At 48.8% G+C, this 19,938-nt stretch carries 21 protein-coding genes and 4 tRNA genes; 4 read left to right on the top strand and 21 right to left on the bottom strand.

The features are described from left to right. Positions 1-31 precede the first annotated feature (31 nt). Positions 32-598 carry an NADPH-dependent FMN reductase gene (locus tag DBY97_RS03055; protein ID WP_070587528.1) on the bottom strand — a complete coding sequence of 189 codons (567 nt, stop codon included), beginning with the start codon at positions 596-598 and terminating at the stop codon, positions 32-34. A gap of 136 nt (positions 599-734) precedes the next feature. Between DBY97_RS03055 and DBY97_RS03050 the strand changes: the two genes are divergently transcribed. Then, positions 735-2,162: an MFS transporter gene (locus DBY97_RS03050; RefSeq protein ID WP_107857468.1), complete on the top strand. Its 1,428-nt coding sequence runs from the start codon at positions 735-737 to the stop codon at positions 2,160-2,162. A gap of 69 nt (positions 2,163-2,231) precedes the next feature. Continuing rightward, on the top strand, positions 2,232-3,644 hold the full coding sequence (gene dacB / locus DBY97_RS03045; RefSeq protein ID WP_107857374.1) for a D-alanyl-D-alanine carboxypeptidase/D-alanyl-D-alanine endopeptidase: 1,413 nt from the start codon (positions 2,232-2,234) through the stop codon (positions 3,642-3,644). A 291-nt stretch (positions 3,645-3,935) separates the two neighbouring features. Here dacB and DBY97_RS03040 read toward each other — a convergent pair. The 16 genes from DBY97_RS03040 to DBY97_RS02965 form a co-directional block, all read right to left on the bottom strand. Next, positions 3,936-4,012 (bottom strand) — tRNA-Asp (locus DBY97_RS03040). A 32-nt stretch (positions 4,013-4,044) separates the two neighbouring features. Next, positions 4,045-4,120, bottom strand: a tRNA-Val gene (locus DBY97_RS03035). 39 nt (positions 4,121-4,159) lie between these two features. Beyond that, positions 4,160-4,236, bottom strand: a tRNA-Asp gene (locus DBY97_RS03030). 33 nt (positions 4,237-4,269) lie between these two features. Next, a tRNA-Val gene (locus DBY97_RS03025) sits at positions 4,270-4,345 on the bottom strand. Positions 4,346-4,414: 69 nt separating this feature from the next. Next, a complete protein-coding gene (locus tag DBY97_RS03020; protein WP_107857373.1) occupies positions 4,415-6,397 on the bottom strand; it encodes a monovalent cation:proton antiporter family protein in 1,983 nt (660 codons plus the stop codon). Positions 6,398-6,665: 268 nt separating this feature from the next. Then, positions 6,666-7,412 (bottom strand): 3-oxoacyl-ACP reductase FabG, encoded by a 747-nt coding sequence (fabG, locus tag DBY97_RS03015; protein WP_107857372.1) that lies wholly within the window; start codon positions 7,410-7,412, stop codon positions 6,666-6,668. A gap of 45 nt (positions 7,413-7,457) precedes the next feature. Continuing rightward, positions 7,458-8,495: a glycosyltransferase family 8 protein gene (locus tag DBY97_RS03010; protein WP_070584735.1), complete on the bottom strand. Its 1,038-nt coding sequence runs from the start codon at positions 8,493-8,495 to the stop codon at positions 7,458-7,460. Then, complete coding sequence (locus tag DBY97_RS03005) at positions 8,488-9,558, bottom strand: hypothetical protein (RefSeq protein ID WP_107857467.1); 1,071 nt, start codon at positions 9,556-9,558, stop codon at positions 8,488-8,490. The genes DBY97_RS03010 and DBY97_RS03005 overlap by 8 nt, the downstream gene beginning before the upstream one ends. A 56-nt stretch (positions 9,559-9,614) precedes the next feature. Beyond that, complete coding sequence (locus DBY97_RS03000; protein WP_107857371.1) at positions 9,615-10,616, bottom strand: hypothetical protein; 1,002 nt, start codon at positions 10,614-10,616, stop codon at positions 9,615-9,617. Between the two features lie 74 nt (positions 10,617-10,690). Then, the gene (gene fabD / locus DBY97_RS02995) at positions 10,691-11,617 is read right to left on the bottom strand and encodes an ACP S-malonyltransferase (protein WP_107857370.1); all 927 of its coding nucleotides are present in this window, start codon (positions 11,615-11,617) and stop codon (positions 10,691-10,693) included. A 9-nt stretch (positions 11,618-11,626) separates the two neighbouring features. After that, positions 11,627-11,974, bottom strand: coding sequence for a DUF1294 domain-containing protein (locus DBY97_RS02990; RefSeq protein ID WP_107857369.1), 348 nt, complete (start codon positions 11,972-11,974; stop codon positions 11,627-11,629). A gap of 51 nt (positions 11,975-12,025) precedes the next feature. Next, complete coding sequence (locus DBY97_RS02985; RefSeq protein ID WP_107857368.1) at positions 12,026-12,988, bottom strand: beta-ketoacyl-ACP synthase III; 963 nt, start codon at positions 12,986-12,988, stop codon at positions 12,026-12,028. Positions 12,989-13,140: 152 nt separating this feature from the next. Continuing rightward, positions 13,141-14,211, bottom strand: a complete 1,071-nt coding sequence (gene plsX, locus DBY97_RS02980; protein ID WP_107857367.1) for a phosphate acyltransferase PlsX — start codon at positions 14,209-14,211, stop codon at positions 13,141-13,143. A gap of 122 nt (positions 14,212-14,333) precedes the next feature. Beyond that, positions 14,334-14,858 carry a phosphoribosyltransferase gene (locus DBY97_RS02975; RefSeq protein ID WP_107857366.1) on the bottom strand — a complete coding sequence of 175 codons (525 nt, stop codon included), beginning with the start codon at positions 14,856-14,858 and terminating at the stop codon, positions 14,334-14,336. A gap of 92 nt (positions 14,859-14,950) precedes the next feature. Continuing rightward, complete coding sequence (gene rpmF, locus DBY97_RS02970; protein WP_002240035.1) at positions 14,951-15,130, bottom strand: 50S ribosomal protein L32; 180 nt, start codon at positions 15,128-15,130, stop codon at positions 14,951-14,953. A gap of 33 nt (positions 15,131-15,163) precedes the next feature. After that, positions 15,164-15,667 carry a YceD family protein gene (locus tag DBY97_RS02965; RefSeq protein WP_070836800.1) on the bottom strand — a complete coding sequence of 168 codons (504 nt, stop codon included), beginning with the start codon at positions 15,665-15,667 and terminating at the stop codon, positions 15,164-15,166. A gap of 55 nt (positions 15,668-15,722) precedes the next feature. Here DBY97_RS02965 and DBY97_RS02960 point away from each other — a divergent pair, with 55 nt between their 5' ends. Together DBY97_RS02960 and DBY97_RS02955 are read left to right on the top strand one after the other, a co-directional pair. Continuing rightward, the gene (locus DBY97_RS02960) at positions 15,723-16,313 is read left to right on the top strand and encodes a Maf family protein (protein WP_199900728.1); all 591 of its coding nucleotides are present in this window, start codon (positions 15,723-15,725) and stop codon (positions 16,311-16,313) included. Positions 16,314-16,367: 54 nt separating this feature from the next. Beyond that, complete coding sequence (locus tag DBY97_RS02955) at positions 16,368-17,078, top strand: SAM-dependent methyltransferase (RefSeq protein ID WP_049328886.1); 711 nt, start codon at positions 16,368-16,370, stop codon at positions 17,076-17,078. Positions 17,079-17,172: 94 nt separating this feature from the next. On the opposite strand, the gene yidC is transcribed toward DBY97_RS02955, so the two are convergent. From yidC to rpmH, 4 genes are all read right to left on the bottom strand, one after another. Beyond that, positions 17,173-18,819, bottom strand: coding sequence for a membrane protein insertase YidC (yidC, locus tag DBY97_RS02950; protein WP_107857364.1), 1,647 nt, complete (start codon positions 18,817-18,819; stop codon positions 17,173-17,175). A 118-nt stretch (positions 18,820-18,937) separates the two neighbouring features. Continuing rightward, positions 18,938-19,159: a membrane protein insertion efficiency factor YidD gene (yidD, locus tag DBY97_RS02945; RefSeq protein WP_003684591.1), complete on the bottom strand. Its 222-nt coding sequence runs from the start codon at positions 19,157-19,159 to the stop codon at positions 18,938-18,940. Then, positions 19,156-19,497 carry a ribonuclease P protein component gene (rnpA, locus tag DBY97_RS02940; RefSeq protein WP_070713604.1) on the bottom strand — a complete coding sequence of 114 codons (342 nt, stop codon included), beginning with the start codon at positions 19,495-19,497 and terminating at the stop codon, positions 19,156-19,158. Before rnpA ends, yidD begins: the two co-directional genes overlap by 4 nt. A 2-nt stretch (positions 19,498-19,499) precedes the next feature. Further along, positions 19,500-19,634: a 50S ribosomal protein L34 gene (gene rpmH / locus DBY97_RS02935; protein WP_002214728.1), complete on the bottom strand. Its 135-nt coding sequence runs from the start codon at positions 19,632-19,634 to the stop codon at positions 19,500-19,502. Positions 19,635-19,938: the final 304 nt, after the last annotated feature.

Genomic DNA, 19,938 nt, shown 5'->3' with positions numbered 1-19,938 from the left:
TTTTCAGACGGCCTGTATGCTTCAATCCCGATTATTTAGGGTTTTTCTCTATCAAGGCAACTAATTGGTCGATATAGCCTTGAACAAAGCCGCGCGCGGATTCGATGAGCTGGCCGTTGTCGTCAAACAGGGTAGGCGAGTTGCCGAGGAACACTTCCGGCTGGCCGGTCAGCGGCATATCGAAATACGAAAGGGCAAGGCGCAGATTTTTTTGCGCGCTATAACCGCCCATTTTGCCGACAGAATGACTGATGATGCCGGCAGGTGTTTTTTTCCAGGCAACATCGGCATTGGGTTTAGAGCCGATGTCGATGGCGTTTTTCAGGCAGGCGGGGACGGTACGGTTGTTTTCGGAAGTCACGAACAATACGCCGGCAGAGGCTTTGATGGTTTCACGGAACTCGGTATAGCTGGATGGAGTGGGGAAGTCGGTAACGGCAGGATCGTCGTAGTCGAAGTTGTATAAAGGTAAATGGCCGATTTCGACGATTTGCGCTTCGTAGCCTTCGGGGAACATGGGAATGACGTTTTGTGCGACTTTTCGTGCGAACGAGCCTTTACGCAGGCTGCCGACCAAGATGCTGACTTTCTTTGACATGTTTTTCTCCTGTTTAATAATAAAAATGAAAACAATTCTAAATTTTAGTGTTATCTGGGGAAGCGGTCAAGGTTTCAGACGGCCTGTCAAAATGGTTTATGCTAAAATAACGGTTTCGCTGATATTTCAAATTATTATGCACGCTTCTGATTCGCAAGAGGACGCAACGGCACACGAATACTATGCCGACAATCCCGACTTTCCAGCTAAAACCATTGTCGCCACCTTATTCATCGGCGCATTTTTCGGCTATCTCAACGACACGCTGCTGAATGTCGCGCTTACGCCGATTATGAAAGATTTTGGTGTCGATAAGACCACGGTTCAATGGCTGACAACGGGCTTTTTGCTGGTCATGGGGGCATTTACGCCGATTACGGCAGGCGTGATTCAATGGTTTGAAACGCGCAAAATGGTGCTGTTTACGCAGGCAACGTTTTTAGCAGGATCGCTGATTTGCGCGTTTGCACCGACGTTTGGCGTATTGGTGGTCGGGCGTATGGTACAGGCAGTGTCTGCCGCGTTTTTTGTCCCGCTTCTGTTTAACGGAGTGTTGTCGATTTTCCCGCCCAACAAGCGCGGAACGGCGATGGGCGTGATTACCATGATGTTTACCGCTGCGCCTGCAATGGGGCCGACGCTGTCGGGCATCATCATCGACCATACGCATTGGCGCATGCTGTTCGGTTTTACCGCGCCGTTTATGTTGGCGGCGATGGTGCTGGTGGGCAAATATTTGACGGTCAATTTAAGCAACATCAGCCGTCCAAAAATCGATATGTTGTCAGCTGTGCTGTCGATTGCGGGCTTCGGCGGGCTAGTTTATGCGAGCAGTAATTTTGCCCATATGCCGCTGCTGGAATTTATCCTGCTCTTTGCCGCTTCCGTTGTACTGGTGGGTTGGTTTGCGCACCGGCAGTTCCGTTTGGCTACGCCGTTGTTGAACCTTCGTGCGTTTGAATACAAACAGTTCAGATATTGCGTTGTGATTTTGGCCGGTGCGGTATTCCTGTTCTTGGGCTTGGAGCTGATGGTGCCGATGTACACGCAGCAAGTGTTGATGCTGACCGGTACGGCAACCGGCCTGATTCTGATGCCTGCCAGTATTGTCCAAGCGGTTGCCGCGCCTTTGTTCGGTAAATTGTTGGACAAAAAGGGCGGACGCTTTGTCGTTTTGCCGGCAACAGTGATGCTGGTGGTGTCGTTGGCGGTATTGTGGCTGTTTTTGCGGATTGATACGCAAGTGGTGATGTTGACGGCGATGTTTACGCTATTGGCGCTTTCCGTGTCTGCTTGTGTAACCGGTGAAACTCATGGTCTGAACGCGTTGCCGAAAACGCTCAATCCGCATGGTGCGGCGATTCTGACTACCATCAACCCGATTGCCGGTGCCATCGGCGCGGCGTTTTTTGTTGGTGCGACCAATATCGGCGAGAAACTTTCCAGCGCAGATATGCCGCAACAGGCAATGCTGGACGGTATCCATTTGGCGATGGGTTGCGCTTTGGTTGTCGGTGTTGTGGTTGTCATGTTTGCTTTGCGTTTGAAAGCGCATCAGAAATAAATAAAAGGCCGTCTGAAACGTTCAGACGGCCTAAGTACCTCGTAAGAATTATAAGATTTTTGTAACACAATGAAATTGAAAAGTATTTTATCAATCGGCCTGATGATGGCGGTTTGTCCGTCATGGGCTTTGGATTTCGGGCGTATTCCTGAAAATGAAATTTCCGTTTATGTGCAGGAATTGGACAGCGGCAAAGTGATTGCCGAACACCGTGCCGATGAATTGCGCAATCCTGCTTCGACCATGAAGCTGGTAACGGCATTTACCGCGTTTCGTATGCTGGGCGGCGATTATCGTTGGAAGACCGAGTTTAAAACCAACGGCCCAATCAAAGGCGATACACTGAAAGGCAATGTGTATTGGGTGGGGAGCGGCGATCCTGTGTTTGACCAGCATGATCTGGTGCAAATGCAACAACAGATGCGTGATAAGGGCATACGCCATATTGACGGACATCTGATACTTGACCGCAGTCTCTGGGGCGATGTGAAGAATCCGGATGATTTTGCTTCCGATTCTGCCGAAAGCTTTATGACGCCGCCCGATCCTAATATGTTGGCGTATAAAACCGTTGAACTCCGTGCTGAAAAAGAAGAAGACGGAAGCTTGGTCATCCGTACCAATCCGCCGCTGCCGAATTTGAACATTCAAAACAAATTGACGCTTGAAGATAAGGAAGGGAAGTGCAGCGTTTTAAAGAACCACATGAAAACTTCCTATAAAAACAATACACTGACCGTATCGGGCAAGCTGCCGGAAAGCTGCTTGGGCAAAGAGCTGTATCTGAATATGTATAGCATGAAAGAATTTGTCGGCAAAAGTTTTGTCAACCAATGGCGCCAACAAGACGGCACAGTTTCAGACGGCCTGACGACAGGTGTCGCGCCTCATGACGCGCATGTGTTGGCGAGTCATCAATCCAAACCGCTTGCCGATATCCTCACCGATATGAACAAGCATTCCAATAATCTGATTGCCCGTTCAGTTTTCCTTAAATTTGCCGGAAATATGTCTGATTACAAGCTGGCGCAGACTAAGGCCGCGTCTATCGTAAAAAGTGAGCTGGAGGTTGCCGGTATCAATACGGAAGGGCTAGTGTTGGAAAACGGCTCAGGCTTGTCTCGCGTAGAACGGCTCAATGCGCGAATGATGGCGCAAATGTTGGAAAAAGCCTACTTCAGCCCGTTTAAAAACGAGTTTATCAGTACGCTGCCGATTGCCGGTAAAGACGGTACGCTTAAAACACGCTTGAAACAGCCCGGTGAAAACCTGCGCCTCAAAACCGGTACGCTCAAAGATGTCCGCGCATTGGCAGGATATTGGTTGGGCGAAAAGCCGTTGCTGGTTGTCGTTATTATCAACAGCCAGAAATCAACCGATTATTTACGCGACTTGGATAAGCTGGTGTCTAAAATTGTTCAGCCCGGTGGCGAACATTGGATTGATGCTAAGGCTTCCTGCATGATTAGGTATCAGGCTTGATAAGCCAAATAAGGCCATCTGAAAATGTATTGACGTTTTCAGACGGCCTTTGTGTAAGAAGAGGAGGCAAGTATTTATGTCTATTTTGGAAGATGATTTAAGGATTTGATAAATAAGCGTTTGGTGTGAATCCGCTTGAGATGGATGGTCTTTCAGGATTTAAACCATATGTCTGCTTTATTGTGTTGTCCTGTTTATACTATTTTAAATAGCTGGATTTTTTATAAAAAGACATAGGATACAGACGAAAAAAATACCGGTAAAAACCGGTATTTCTTATTTTTAACTTGATGGCGCGGCGGACGGGGCTCGAACCCGCGACCCCCGGCGTGACAGGCCGGTACTCTAACCAACTGAGCTACCACCGCGCATCCATTGTCAGAGACAATGAAAAGGAAAGTGGTGGGTGATGACGGAGTCGAACCGCCGACATTCTGCTTGTAAGGCAGACGCTCTACCAACTGAGCTAATCACCCGAAAAAAGGAGATACTGAGGAATCAGTATTTTTAAATAATGGCGCGGCGGACGGGGCTCGAACCCGCGACCCCCGGCGTGACAGGCCGGTACTCTAACCAACTGAGCTACCACCGCGCATTCACTGTCAAAGACAATGAAAAAGAAACTTGGTGGGTGATGACGGAGTCGAACCGCCGACATTCTGCTTGTAAGGCAGACGCTCTACCAACTGAGCTAATCACCCATGCGCAAATTTGCGAAGACGCTATTAAACCAAAAAATCCTGATGCACGCAAGATTTATTTGCCGATAATTAGATGTCTCCCTGCAAGCACCAGTTTTCAAAGGAAATAATTTCTTCCTGCTTGCCTGCGACAACCAAAATATCGCCGGTTTCCAGAACGAAATCAGGGTCAAGGTCTTGGATTTTTCCGGTTTTGCGGCGGATAAATAATAGCTTCAGATGATGGGCGGTCAAGGGCAATTCGCGGATAGTTTTGCCGATGGCATGTGCCTCGCCGTGCAACGGGAAGGCGTGACGGGAGATGGCTTTGCTGTCTTCGTCTGAGAAGCTGTCATCATCGCTGCCGATAAACAAGTCTTGCAACGATGCATAGCGGCTGTGACGGATATGGGTTATGGTTTGATAAACGTGGTTGTAAGAGAGGCAGTGACCTAACATGGCATAGCTTGCCAGCACCAGGCTGGTTTCTTTGGTGTCGGAAACGGCTTCTTCCGCGCCCATTTCGGTAAAGGTTTTGACGTAATCGTCATTGGTGGCGCGAACATAAACCGGCATACTCGGATGCATGGACATGATGTTGCCGAGAACATGTTGGGTCTCGTGCATATTGTTCAGCGTGATGACCACCATTTTGGCACGTCCCAAGCCGGCGGCTTCCAAGACTTCGCGGCGTTTGGCATCGCCAAAGGAAACCGGTTCGCCTGCGTTGCGTGCCACTTGTACGCGGGCAATATCCAAGTCAAGGGCAAAGTAGGGGATGCCTTCTTGCGCCAATACACGGGCAACCGATTGACCGCCGCGTCCGAAACCGATAATCAGGACGTGTTCGGATTTGCTCATGGTTTCCACCAGCATGGAGTGCAAGTCCAAGGCTTTCATGTCCCAGTCGGATTTGACGAAGCGGCTGACGATGGCATCGCTGCTGCCCAAGATAAATGGTGCGGCAATCATGGAGAGCAAGACGGCAGCAGTGGCTGCTTGTTCCAATTCGGGCGAAACCATATTGATTTTGCTGGAAATAGCCAGCATTACGAAGCCGAACTCGCCGCCTTGTGCCAAATAAAGCGCACTTTTGAGGCTGTCGCTCGTAGGGTTTTTCATGCGCAAAGCGATGATGAAGACGACCAGTGCTTTCAAGACCAACAGGATTGCCAACAAAATCAGGATTTGCTGCCAGTTGCCGATTAGCGCCTGAATATCCAGCTTCATACCGACGGTAATGAAGAAGAAGCCCAGCAGGATATCGCGGAATGGACGGATGTCGTCTTCTACCTGAATACGGTATTCGGTTTCGGAAAGCAGCATACCGGCGACGAATGCGCCCAATGCCATAGACAGGCCTTCAAGCTCTGTCAGATAGGCTACGCCCAAAGTAACCAGCAAAACGTTGATCATGAAGAGTTCGGACGATTTACGTTTGGCAACCAGTCTGAACCAGCGCGACATCACTCGGCTGCCGACAACGAACAAAATGCCCAAGGTCAGCAACATTTTCAAACCGGCCAAGCCCAGCTCTACCCACAAGTTGCCTTCGCTACCGCCGGCAAGTGCCGGAATCAGAATCATCAGCGGTACAACGGCAATATCTTGCATCAGCAAAACACCCATGGCCATTTGACCATGCGGCTGACCCAGCTCAGTTTTCTCCGACAGAATGCGGCTGACAATGGCGGTGGATGACATGGTCAGTGCGCCCGCAGTGGCAAACGCCCAGTTAAACGGCGTGCCCATTGCCATCAAAATGCCCATAATTGAGAGCATGGTAATGATGACTTGCAAACCGCCCAAGCCGAATACGAGGCGGCGCATGGCTTTGAGTTTGGGCAGGGAGAATTCGAGACCGATGCTGAACATTAAGAACACAATGCCGATTTCGCCCAAATAGTCGGTGGCGTGGCTTTGCGGAATCAGTTTGAACATACCCGGACCAGCAATAAAACCGACCAAAAGATAACCGAGCATGGAAGGAATGTTGAACTTGCGACAGCAGATAACCGTAATGACGGAAACCAACAGGACAATGACAATGGGACCGAGGGAGAATTCGTGCATAGAGTGGGCGGCCTTTCGTTAAAAGTAGCTATTGTTATATAGGCCGTCTGAAACACGTCGAAAACTGACAGCAAACCCAAATAAAAACGCACAGAATGAACTTCATTTCTGCAATTTGATTTCCCGTATCATGCTTATTTGGACTTACTGTTTCGAGCGTTATCTAACGGATTATTAAGATTATATCAAGATAGAATGTAAAGTAGTGTTTTGATTGACAAAAAGGGCCGTCTGAAATATTCAGACGGCCTTTAAATAAACAAACGGTTTAAGGCATCAACATGCCGCCGTTGACATGAAGTGTCTGACCGGTAATGTATTTTGCCTGATCAGAAGCCAAGAACAAGACTGCATCGGCAATATCTTGCGCTTCACCGAATTTGCCCAAAGAAGTTTGCGCTTCAAAGGTCTTGCGGGTTTCTTCCGGCAGGGCGCGGGTCATATCGGTGTCGATAAAGCCGGGGGCGACGCAGTTGACGGTAATGCCGCGACTGCCGACTTCACGCGCCATAGATTTGGAGAAGCCGATTAAGCCTGCTTTTGCAGCCGCATAGTTGGTTTGGCCGGCATTGCCCATCACGCCGACAACGGATGTGATGTTGATGATGCGGCCGGCACGCAGTTTCATCATGCCGCGCAATACGGCTTTGGAGGCGCGGAACACGGATTTGAGGTTAACCTGCATGATGTCATCCCACTCTTCCTCTTTCATGCGCATCAGGAGGTTGTCACGGGTAATACCGGCGTTGTTGACCAGAATATCCAGTTTGCCGAATTCTTTTTCGATGTCGGCAATCAGATTTTCGATGGTTTCAGGTTCGGCAGAATTCAATGCACGGCCTTCGCCGCCCCATTGTGCCAAGCGTTCTCCGATTGCAGCCGCACCGCTCTCACTGGTGGCTGTACCGATAACTTTTGCACCGGCCGCAGCCAACGTATCTGCAATCGCCGCACCAATACCGCGCGATGCGCCGGTTACCAAAGCGATTTTGCCGCTTAAATCTTGTGTACTCATGTTTTATTCCTTAATTGCGATTGGGAAAAATGGTTTCAGACGGCCTTATTTACCTAGTGAGGGTGCTTGATACCGTCGTTTGTTGATTCTTCGTAATAAATATTCTTTGTAGTATGCCCATGCTTGCTTTTTTTGTCCTTGTTTCCAAAGCCGTTTGGCTGCTTGTCTAAATTTCCTTTTAGGATTTGGAAAGGGCAACCAAGTTGATAGAGGTTGTTCTAGATATCCGTTATTCCATGGGGAATTCTTAAAATATTGATCATATGCAGGGTGGAAGCCTAATTGATGCCACGGTTTGATATGACCAACAAAATGGACTAAGCGGATATTGTTGGGATTGTCGATTAATTCACTGTATTTTTGATGCCAATGTATCCAGTTAAAGTTTTCTGAAAGCCAGTGTACATGACCTATACAGGCTAAATTCAAAATATCTTGGTCTGGACAGGAGAGTTTAAAATTCTGTTTTTCTACGGCTTGCATTTTTTCAGACAAAATTTTATCTATTGCCATATCATTCCATTTGTCAATATTGAATAGAATGACCCCGGAGTTGAAATAAGGCTCAGTATCTGTAAAACCAAATTGATTGAGTTGTTTTATATATGCTCTGTATAAGATTGCATCAGGTACGGCGGCAATCAAAGAATTTGAAATGTCGATTTCAAATAAATCATCAATGTTACCCAAGCACAGTACATCAGTATCTAGATAAAGTGCAGTATGAGCAATACCTTTTAATAAGCAAGGGATACTCATACGGTAATACATAGCGATAGTAAAATAATGGGTAGTTTGCAGGGTAGAAAAGTATTCTGTATTTAAATGGTAAACGCTTATTGAGTAGTTTTGATTTGATGTTTCAATTTGATTAAAAATATTAAAATCATAACCTTCTGAACCACTAACTAACAAATGAAAATGTATTGGGCTGGTATTGTTTTGCAATACAGAAAGTAACGCAGTGCCGATGTGTTTGATATAGTTTTGATCGGCTGCATAAACAATATGTTTCGGCTGTTCAATGAATTCTCGTTTGCGGATATGAACAGTTTCTAATACTAATTTTTCTCGATTAAACATTTAAATTCTCCACAACTTCTCTATCGATTTCAGGTAATCCGATAGGGATATTCGGTTCAATATCAAATGCGCAGCTGATCCAGTTGCTGAAGCTGTATTTGTGTTTCAGGCCGGGGGCAAGCGGTACATACGGCAAGGTCAGGAAGGCTTTGAGTTCGTCAAGGTTGCTTCCATTCCAGTAGAACATATTGTTCGGGTGATAAAAATCGTAATGTACGATGGTCGGATTGGTCGTAATCAGTTTTTTTTCCAAACCGATCGCTTCGAAAATCCGCAAAGAGAGGCCGTAGTGCTTGCGGTTGAGGAAATCTACCAATACGGAGGATTTGGCCGCTTCTTCTAAGTTTTGACGATAGGAGAGGGCGTTTTCAAATGAGAAGAACTCGACTTCAGGAATGCCTAAAGCCGCTTGTTCTTCTTCAATTTTCTTGCTGGCTAAGCGGAAATCTATTTCTAAACCGATTGAACGCGCAGCTTCGCAAAATGCACGGATGTCATTGTTGCGGTCGGCAGCGTACGAGCCGATAAACAAGATTTTGTTTTGCGGGTTTTCAGACGGCCTGAAGCTGTCAAAGTAGAAGCTGGTGGTTGGAAAGAGTTTTTCGGTGTATTCGGGATGTTTGCCTTGGTCAAACGGATCGAAAAAGTAAAATTTGTCGAAAAATTCGATGTTGTCGAAGTCTTCTTTTAAGAAGGTCAGGGCTTCCCAGTTGTAATACACCATTAATTTTGAATGCGCTCTGAGCTTGGCGATGAAGTCTTTCGGATAGGCCCCCAGCCAAATCATGAAGCAATAATCCGCTTGTTCGGGATGTTCGCTTAACAGGGTATTGAGGCGTTCTTCTACGGCGCGGAACATGATCCGTTTTTTGAAGTCTTTTTGTCCAAGAATATTTCGATACCAGATTTTTTTCAGCCGTTGAAATACATTTTTGTATTTGAACTCTTTTTCTTCATAGGTTAGAGACAGCACTTCAAATCCGCATTTTTCCAAGTTCTCAATAATGAGTTCGTGGATTTTGAAGAGTTCCGGCATGGCGAGAATGACTTTTTTCTTACTCATAATGTATTCAATATAATATTTTGTCAGGCAGGTTATATTTGCCATAGGCAATAGGGTTAATCAATGCCGAGCAGGCGGTTTAGCCATTGTGTAAACGAATAATAGGCTTTGATTTCAGGGTCAGGTTGCTGATACGGGCGTGCCAAAAATTCAGGCAATGCGTCTAAATCACCGCCGTCCCATACGAACACACGGTCTGGGTGGTATAGGTCGATCTCCAAGATATGTTTGTTGGTGGTAATCAGTTTTTTATCGAAACGCAACGCATCAAAGATACGGAATGATAAGCCGTAATGTTCGAATTGTGCAAAATCTACGACTGCGCCGCAACTTTGCACTTGGCTGAGGTTTTCTTCAAAGCTGAGGATGCTGCTGCGGTCGAGATAGCGGATGCCGTTGTGTCCGAAGGCTTTTTCAGCCCTGTCGTCTTTGCAGTAGATATGAAAATCCAAGGGTAGGTTGAGGCGTTCGGTTTCTTGGATAAAGCGTTTGGTTTGCTCTTCGCGTCGGAGTTCGTAGCCACCTAAAAAGTAGAGTTTGTTGGTGGGCGCATATTCCGCTACGGGAAAGTCAAAGTAAAAATTGGTGGTGGCTTTGAAACGGCATTGCGGATATTTTTGAATATCGTCGGGGTCGAAAACCCAGCATTGGTCAAAATAATCCAAATATTCAATGATGTCTGGGAAGCGGCCTACGCCATCCCATTGATAATTCACGCAAACATTGCTGTGTTCGCGGATGGTGGCGATAATCTCTTTGGGGTAAATATTGGCGCGGATACAGAGCGCATAATCGGCTTTTTTGCCGTTTAGCAAGGCCAATTTTTGCTGAATGTCGTCGAGGTGGCGGCTGTATTTGAGGTATTTTTTATAGTTGCCGTCTTTGGTGATGTGTTTGTGGTAGAAGTTTTTGAGTCTGCTGCCCAAGTTCGGATAATAGGAATCTCGGTCGTCATAGCACAGATTAATGACATCAAAACCAAGAAAACGCAGATTTTTTTCGATACATTGATCCAGTCCGTACATGTAGGGAACGGCAAGAATAATGGTTTTTTTCATAATGTATTCGGATTGGAGTGGGCTGATTTTTCAGACGGCCTTGCCTGACAGGATAAGGCCGTCTGAAAACATTTTTAGTGGGCTTCGATAAATACAGTCACTTGATCGGCATTGATCAATGCGCTGCACGCGGCTTCTTTATTGATGCGTTTGGCGAGGCCTGCGAGGACTTTGCCGGGGCCGCATTCGGCGGATTCAGTGATGCCTTCGGAGACAAGTGCGTTGACGGTTTCTGTCCAGCGTACCGGGCTATACAGTTGGCGTACCAAGGCATCTTTGATTTTGTCGGCATCATCGTAAGAGGCAACATCGGCGTTATGGATGACACGGATTTGCGGTTGTTTGATGGTGATGTCTTTCAATGCTTCGGCAAGTTTTTCCGCTGCGGGTTTCATGAGGCTGCAATGTGAGGGAACAGAAACAGGCAGCGGCAGGGCGCGTTTGGCTCCGGCTTCTTTGGCAGCAGTCATGGCGCGTTCGACTGCTGCGGTATTGCCGGCAATCACGACTTGGCCTGGGGAGTTGAAATTGACGGCTTCAACGACTTCGCCTTGTGCGGCTTCGGCACAAATGGCTTTGACTTGTTCGTCTTCCAAACCCAAAATAGCGGCCATTGCGCCTACGCCTTGCGGTACGGCGGATTGCATGAGCTCGGCGCGCAGGCGGACGAGTTTGACTGCGTCTGCAAAATCCAATGCGCCGGCGGCGACGAGGGCGGTGTATTCGCCGAGGCTGTGGCCTGCAACGACTGAAGGGATTTTACCGCCGGCTTCCAAATAGGCGCGGTAGGTGGCAATGCCGGCAGCCAGCATAATGGGCTGGGTGTTGACGGTTTGTCCGATTAATTCGGCATCTTCGCCGTTAATCATTGCCCACAGGTCTTGACCCAATACGGCGGAAGCTTCGTCAAATGTGGCTTTAACGATGGCTTGCTCGGCAAAGCCGTTCATCATGCCTAGGCTTTGTGAGCCTTGTCCGGGGAAAAAGAATGCGAAAGACATGGTAATTCCTTATTGGTTTGAATGTTTGAGGGTGTCCGCCAGCAGAAGAAGGGTGGCGACAGTATTGGTTGCGGTGGTCAGCCGGAAGGTGCGGACAAATTCAGGTTTGCTGGTTTTATGCCGGAATGCGAGGCTGCCGCAATAACCGCCCGGCCAGCCGCCAAGCAGATTGAGCAGATGCAATTTTGCTTCGGGTATGCGTCTGCCGTGGTTGCATGCGCGCTGTTTGTCTAGGTAGTAAAGCAGGAAAACGTATGCGCTCAGTGCAAGATAGGCGATTGCCAGTTTGGGCAATATTACAGCTGTTATGCTTAAAAACAGGCTACTGATATAGAGTGCAAACGTTAGAGATTCCATGGGTTTGAGCAGAATAGGCCGTCTGAAAAGGATGTTCAGACGGCCTAACCGTTAGTATTTCACCAAAACCGCACCCCAGGCAAAACCGCCGCCGATACCTTCAAGCAAGAGGTTTTGTCCGCGTTTGATTTGGCCGTTTTTAATACCGACATCCAGTGCCAGCGGAATGGAGGCGGCGGAAGTGTTGCCGTGGTCTTGGACGGTCAAGATCACTTTGTCCATGCTCAAGCCTAAGTGTTTGGCGGTAGAGTCGATAATGCGCTTATTGGCTTGGTGCGGCACAAGCCAATCGATTTGATCGGTGGTGTAACCGGCTTCTTCGATAACGTCATCTGCGATTTTTGCCAGCATTTTGACGGCAAACTTGAATACACCGGGGCCGTCCATGCTGATGTAGGGCGAACCGCAAATCTGGCCGTTGGCGATTTGTCCGGGGACGTTCAAAAGGTTGAGGTAGTTGCCGTCGGCTTTGAGTTTGCCGTGGATGATGCCCGGTTCGTCAGATGCGCTTAAGACCACCGCGCCTGCGCCGTCACCAAAGAGGACGCAGGTGGTGCGGTCGTTCCAATCGACGATACGGCTGAAGGTTTCCGCGCCGATCACCAAAGCGTTTTTTGCCATGCCGCTTTTGATGTAGGCATTGGCAGTGGTCAGGGCATACATAAAACCGGCGCACACGGCTTGTACGTCAAAGGCAGGGCAGCCATTGGCAATACCCAATTTTTGCTGCACGATGGTCGCAGTGGAAGGGAACTGCATATCGGGAGTGGCTGTGGCGACGATAATCAGGTCGATATCGTCAGCCTGCAAACCGGCATCTGCCAAGGCGCGGCGCGCTGACTCGGCGGCCAAGTCGCTGGTTTTTTCGCTGTCGTCTGCAATATGGCGAAATTTGATACCTGTACGCGTGGTAATCCACTCGTCGGAAGTGTCCACTTTTTTTGCAAGGTCGTCATTGCTGACGCGGTTGGCAGGAAGGTAGCTGCCTGTACCGGAAATTTTGGCATATTGCATGAGAACGGCCTTTTTAGAGAGTTAATTCAGATAGTCGGGTATTGTAAGCGAAAATGGGGAAATTCCCAATATTAAGAATGAAGTCGGTGATTAAAGATAAAAACAGGCCGTCTGAACATTTTGAAGTTTCAGACGGCCTGTGTATATCAGCCTTAAGCTTCCGTTGTTAGAGCAGCGCTTTCTTCCAGTTCGGCTGCTGCTTTGGCGGCTTCCAAAGCAGCCAACTGGGTGGCTACGCCTTGTTCGATTTGAGCGAGGCCAGCGGATTTGGCTTCGTGGTAGGCTTCTTCCAAAGCATAACGGAAGCCGACTTTGTCGGTTCCGCCGTGGCTCTTAATCACAATACCGCGTAAACCAAGCAGGATTGCGCCGTTAAATTTGCGCGGATCCAATTTGCCTTTCAAACCTTTGAGTGCGGGCAGGGCGGCAATAGCGGCGAGTTTGTTGAACAGGGTGCTTTGGAATTCACGGCGGATGGCGCCGCTCATGAATTTAACCGCACCTTCGATGGTTTTGAGCATGACATTACCGACAAATCCGTCTGCGACAACGACATCGGCTTCGCCATATAAAACGCTGTTGCTTTCGATATTGCCGATGAAGTTGAGTTTGCTGCTGCTCAACAATTTAAAGGTTTGTTTGACGGCATCCGTACCCTTGATGTCTTCTGTACCGACGTTCAAAAGGGCGACGCGCGGGCTGCCTTTTTCTGGGTGTAGCGCGTGTACCAGCTCGCTGCCGATGATGGCAAATTGAACCAGTTGTTCGGGCGTACAGTCGACGTTGGCACCCAAATCCAAAGCTAAAGTAACGTGTTCGCTGTCGGAAGGCAGGAATTTGGCGATGGCAGGGCGCTCAATGCCGGGAATGGTTTTGAGAACGAATCGGGCGGTCGCCATCAGTGCGCCGGTATTGCCTGCCGATACGGCGGCTTGCGCATTGCCTTCTTTGACTTGGTTGATGGCGATGCGCATGGATGATTCTTTTTTGTTTTTCAGCGCGGATTGCGGCGCTTCATCCATTTCAACAACTTGTGCTGCATGGCAGACGGTAATGCGGTCCATAGGCGCGCCTGCCGAGCTTAATGCTTGGCGGACTGCTGCTTCATCGCCGACCATAATCAGATGTACGTCGGATTGCTGTTTCAGGAAATCCACTGTACCGGGGACGGTAATCGCAAGGCCTGCATCTCCGCCCATGGCATCTACGGCCAGTGTAATCATGTTGTTCTCCGGTTTGTGTGTTTCAGACGGCCTCAGACAATCGGACAAGCACGCTCATCTGATTTTCAGGAGATTGAATTGAAAATCAGATGAAAAGGCTTGTTGCGATAGTCGTACCAAATTTATTGGTTTTGCGCGGCCAATTTGTTGTGTTCGTCGATGTCCAGCGCGTCCCAAGGATAGTTGATCCACCAGTCTTCCACGGTAATGCCGCTGAAATAAGGGATGCCTTCGGGAATCTTGCCGACTTTGGCTTTGATTTTTTCATGCAATACTGCCACGCCGATGGTGCCGAAATCTTCTTTCAACAATTCGTTCAGGTAGAATTCCATGGTAACGCGGCTGTCGTCCACTTCGTCAACAACCAGTACGTTTTTGCCTTTCAGTACATCGGGAACGGGATCAAGCCATTGGACTTTTTTCACTTCCTCGGTCACTTGACCTTCGTGATCGTTGTCGTAGTAGGCTGTGGTCACGGCGTAAATCGGGATTTCCAAGAAGCAGCGCAACATGCGGGCAGGGATAAAACCGCCGCCGCCAATGGCAATCATGGCATCGTATTTTGTACCGGAGTTTTGGATTTTTTCCGCCAATCCTTTGATTACGCGGTGGATGTCGTCGTAGGTGTACCAGATTTTACGTTTCATGGTGTGCTTCCGAAGAGGAAAATACAGGGTGCAATGCAAAAAAGCCAGTCATTGCATGGCAATATTCTGGCTTTTTCAGTCAGACGAACAGATTATTCGCCTTTAGCTTTTACCACTTTACGGCCACGGTACATACCGTTTGGAGAAATGTGGTGTGGACGATGTACTTCGCCGGTTGCGCTGTCAACAGACAGAGAAGGCGCAGTCAGAGCGTCGTGTGAACGGTGCATACCGCGTTTAGAAGGGGATTTTTTGTTTTGTTGAACGGCCATTTCAAGCTCCTAGATAAATAAACTGTGTCCTAATTAACTGCTTTTCAAACCTGCTAAAACAGCGAAGGGGTTTGGTTTGTCCCGATTGACTTCTTCCAGTGTTCCATTGTTGCCGCAGTCTTCGTGTCGAGGGGAGAAAGGGAGCGACATCAGGATTTGGTCTTCAACCAGAGTCCGCACGTCAAGCTCTTTTTCGAGCAGCATGCCTTCCAATTCTTCATCGGCAAGCATGGCTTCGTCCAAACTCTCTTCATCGGCAAACAGGACGATACGGCTGGTTTCATCGAGCAGAAACGGCATGGGCGTAATGCAACGCTGGCAAATCAGGGGCATGTCGGCTTTGACGTTTAAATCGAGAAACAGACGTTGCAGCCGGTCGCGACCGCCTTGCAGCGTAAACGACACGCGTGTCTGTTTGTCGGCCGGATAATCGTGCGAACTGACTCGTTCATCCAATTCTTCGAGCAGGAAGCTGCCTTGCAGATTCTGCCCTTCGGCGGCGAAAACTTCTGGGTCAATCAAATTAGGGTATGACATAAACGGAGTATGATATAATTTCGGCAGTCTAACGTCAATGTTTTTAAGTAAAAATATGGAAGTAAAACTGCCTTTGGTTTTAGGGTCGAGTTCGGTTTTCCGCTGCGGACAGCTTCGCCGTTTGGGTATCGATTTTCAGACGGCATCGCCTGATTTTGACGAAACGCCTATTGCGGGCGAGCATGCAGGCGAGACGGCGTTGCGTTTGGCTGAAGGCAAAGCCCGTTCATTGGCAGCAACTTTTCCTGCCACGCTGATTATCGGCGCAGACCAAGTCGCATGGTGCGAAGGACGGCAGTTGGGCAAGCCGATGAACGTCGCAAATGCACAACAGATGCTGGCGGACTTGAGTGGAAAACGGGTTGAATTTTACAGCGCAATCGTGCTTTTGAATACTGCTACGGGCAAGGTTCAGCATCATATCGATCATACGGTGGTTGCCATGCGACAGTTGACGCAGGGACAAATCAGCCGATATTTGGAACGCGAGCCGGATGCGGTTTATTGTGCCGGTGCGGCGAAGAGCGAGGGTTTGGGCGCCGCTTTGTTGGAGCGGATTGAAAGTACGGATCCGAATGCTTTAATCGGCCTTCCGATTTTCCGTCTGATTGATTTTTTGAAAAACGAAGGTGTGGAAGTTTTATAGTTTGAGGCCGTCTGAATGTGTTCAGACGGCCTGAGATTTTTTGGAGCTGGAAGAATGAAACCGATTTTGTATTTGATTCCTACCCCTTTGGGTGCGCCTGATACGCCATGCCTGTTGCCGCATGAACAACAGGCGATTGTCGGGCTGACGGATTTTGTCGTGGAAGCGGAAAAAACAGCGCGTGCGCATTTGAAACATTTGGGCGTGACTACGCCTATCCGCGAGCTGAATTTGCAAACGCTGAATGAACACACGGATTTGAAGACTTTACCGGAATTGCTGAAACCTTTGCAAGAAGGGCGCAGTATGGGCATTGTCAGCGAGGCAGGTTGCCCGGCTGTTGCCGATCCGGGCGCGAATTTGGTGGCATTGGCGCATAAACACGGTTTTGAAGTACGGCCTTTGGTCGGCCCTTCCAGTTTGTTGCTGGCACTGATGGCTTCGGGTGCGAATGGGCAGAACTTTGCGTTTAAGGGTTATCTGCCGTCTGAAAAAAATGAGCGCATTCAGAGTTTGAAGGCTTTGGAGCAACGTTCGCGCCAGCAGAATGAAACGCAGCTGTTTATCGAAACGCCGTATCGTAACGATGCGTTGTTGGCTGATGCGGTGGAAAACCTGCATCCTGAAACGCGCTTGTGCGTGGCTACGGATTTGACCTTGCCGACACAGGAAATCATCAGCCAGACGATTGCGCAGTGGAGAAAAAGAAAAGAAATGCCAAATTTGAAAAAACGCCCGACGATTTTTGTGCTTCATGCTGCTTAAAACTGGATTGGGTTCAATCTGAAACTGTATTTGTTTGAGGAAATAAAAAAGGCCGTCTGAACAACAGACGGTCTTTGTGTTGCCTAAACTTTTATCAAGAAACGACTTCGCCTTGGGCGCGTTGTTTTTCGATGCTGCGGTTGATGTGCCATTGTTGGGCGATGGTCAAGAGGTTGTTGACTACCCAGTACAGAACCAAACCGGCAGGGAAGAAGAAGAACATGATGGAGAAAACCAAAGGCATGATTTTCATCATTTTCGCCTGCATAGGGTCGGTTGACGGCGGATTCAGATAAGTTTGTGCAAACATGGTTGCCGCCATAATAAAAGGCAGGATGTAGAAAGGATCCGGACGGCTCAAGTCGGTAATCCAACCCAACCAAGGCGCTTGGCGCAATTCTACGGAGGCGAACAATGCCCAGTACAGACCGATGAAGACGGGGATTTGCAACAGCATAGGCAGACAGCCGCCCAGCGGATTGATTTTCTCGTCTTTGTAAAGCTGCATCATGGCTTGTTGTTGCGCCATGCGGTCATCGCCGTATTTCTCTTTGATGGCTTGCAATTTAGGTGCGGCGGCACGCATTTTTGCCATAGAGCGGTAAGAGGCGTTGGTCAATGGGTACAGGACGGCTTTGACGATGATGGTCAAAACGATGATTGCCCAACCCCAGTTGCCGATGATGTTGTGTAGTTGGTTCAAGAGCCAGAAGAGCGGGGAGGCGAACCAGTGTACTTTGCCATAGTCTTTGGCCAGTTGCAGTTTGTCGGCGATGTTAGCGATAACGGAAGTGGTTTGCGGGCCGGCATACAGGTTGATGGCGGTTTCTGCTTTTGCACCGGCTTGGATGGCGGCCAAAGGCACGCTGACACTTGCGCTGTACAGGTTGTCGTTGCGACGTTTGATGTCGATGTTGCACTCGCCTGCAGTGCATACGCTTTGGCCGTCTTTAGGCTGCAAAATCCACGTGGACATGAAATGGTGTTCAATCATGCCGAGCCAGCCGGTCGGGGTTTTGCGGATGTATTCGGCTTCGGATTTGCCGGATTTGGCATCGTCGTCCAAATCAGAGAAGCTGACTTTTTGGAAGCCGCCTTCAGGGGTGTAAACCACCGGGCCGACGTAAGAACGGGTGAAGTAGCCTTGGCCTTCAGGTTCGCTGTGGTCGCGAACGATGCGGTAGTCTGCGCTCAGGTTGACAGGTTGGCCGTTGCTGTTGGTAATGTCAAAGCGGACGTTAACCAAGTAGCTGCCTTTGGTAAAAGTATAAACTTTGTCGATTTTCAGGCCGTTGGTTTCAGGTGCGCTCAGGCGGACTTCAACTTTGTCGCCTTCCAAACTGTATTGTTTTTGCGGAGCGGTAAAGCTGATGCCTTTCAGAACGTTGTTGCCTTGTGCGTCCAAAAGCTCGGATTGGGCAACGTAGGTGTATTCTTTGCCGTCGTTAAACAGGACGAAAGGTTTGTGTTCGTCACCGGTTGCTTTGTATTGCAAGAGGGTCAGCTGGCGCAGGTCGCCGCTTTTTTCGTCAATGACGGCTTTAACTGTGTCCGTGGTAACGGTAATGGGAGAAGCCGGGGCAAGCGCGGCTTCGGCAGCGGCTTTTGCCGGAGCCGTGGCCGTTTGCTGTTGCGTGGCTTGTTGCGCCGGATTAGGTTTGGGGCTGGGGAAAAAATGTTCCCAGCCGGCAAAAATTGCCACTGAAATGGCAAAAAACGCCATTAGTCTTTTAAAATCCATAAGAGATTCCTGGAATTGACGGATAGGTAATCGAGATGAAAACTGCTTCAGACGGCATTATATAGAAACCGACGGGAAATTAAAGGAAATCGTGTTCTTTAAATGGTTGACAGCAGCATTATGGAACAGGGTCATGGCCGTGTCCGCCGAAAGGATGGCATCGTGCGATGCGTTTGATTGCCAGCCATCCGCCTTTGAATGCGCCGTATTTTTTGACGGCTTCGACTGCGTATTGTGAACAGGTCGGGGTATAGCGGCAGCGCGGCGGAATGAGGGGGCTGATGCAGTATTGGTAAAAGCGGATGAGTGCAAGGAAGAGCTTGGAAAGCAGGGTATTCATCGGCGTTTTTTCATCAGCTGGGCAAGTTGGTCTCGGGCTTCAGGGGCGGTTTCCCGATTAAACGCCTGACGCACGCGCACAACAAAATCATGCGGCGGCAGTTGGTGTTGATTCAGCCTGAACCAGTCGCGGATGACGCGCTTCATGTAATTGCGGTCATGGGCGCGTTTGGCGGTCTTTTTGCTGACGACCAAACCAAGGCGCGGATGGCCGAGCGTGTTGTCTGCGGACTGGGAGACTTGCAGCAAATCGCGGCTGCGTCGGTTTTTCAACGCAAAAACGGATGAAAAATCATCCGTTTTTAATAAGCGATACTGCTTCGAGAAGCCGTAATTCAAAATTATACAGCCAGGCGTTTGCGGCCTTTGGCGCGACGGGCAGCCAATACTGCGCGACCACCGCGGGTTTTGGAGCGAACCAAGAAGCCGTGGGTGCGTTTGCGTTTGGTAACGGAAGGTTGATAAGTGCGTTTCATGATGTTTCCTAAAAATTGGTAGATAATTAAACCGTGAATTACACTCCAATTTGCCGCTTTTGTCAATCAATATAAAAACTTTTCGTTGGCCAAAGTGTGACAACGGGTTTTATGCATTAATAGAATTTGTGGATAAAATTTTGCGGCGGTTGTGGATAAAAAAGAGCGGAATGGGTATAATCGCCCAATCTTGCTTTTCTCTGTGCGCAAGGCCGTCTGAAAGCAGCGGGAGTATCGTAAAAATTTGATTTTTATCGAATTTCCTGTTTGCTCTGCCTTCTTGTATTTCCCAAATCTTCCATTT

This window comes from Neisseria subflava, assembly GCF_003044645.1.
GTDB classification, from domain to species: domain Bacteria; phylum Pseudomonadota; class Gammaproteobacteria; order Burkholderiales; family Neisseriaceae; genus Neisseria; species Neisseria subflava_B.
The sequence above is the reverse complement of the archived record's forward strand: the minus strand, read 5'-3'. Positions and strand labels throughout refer to the sequence as shown.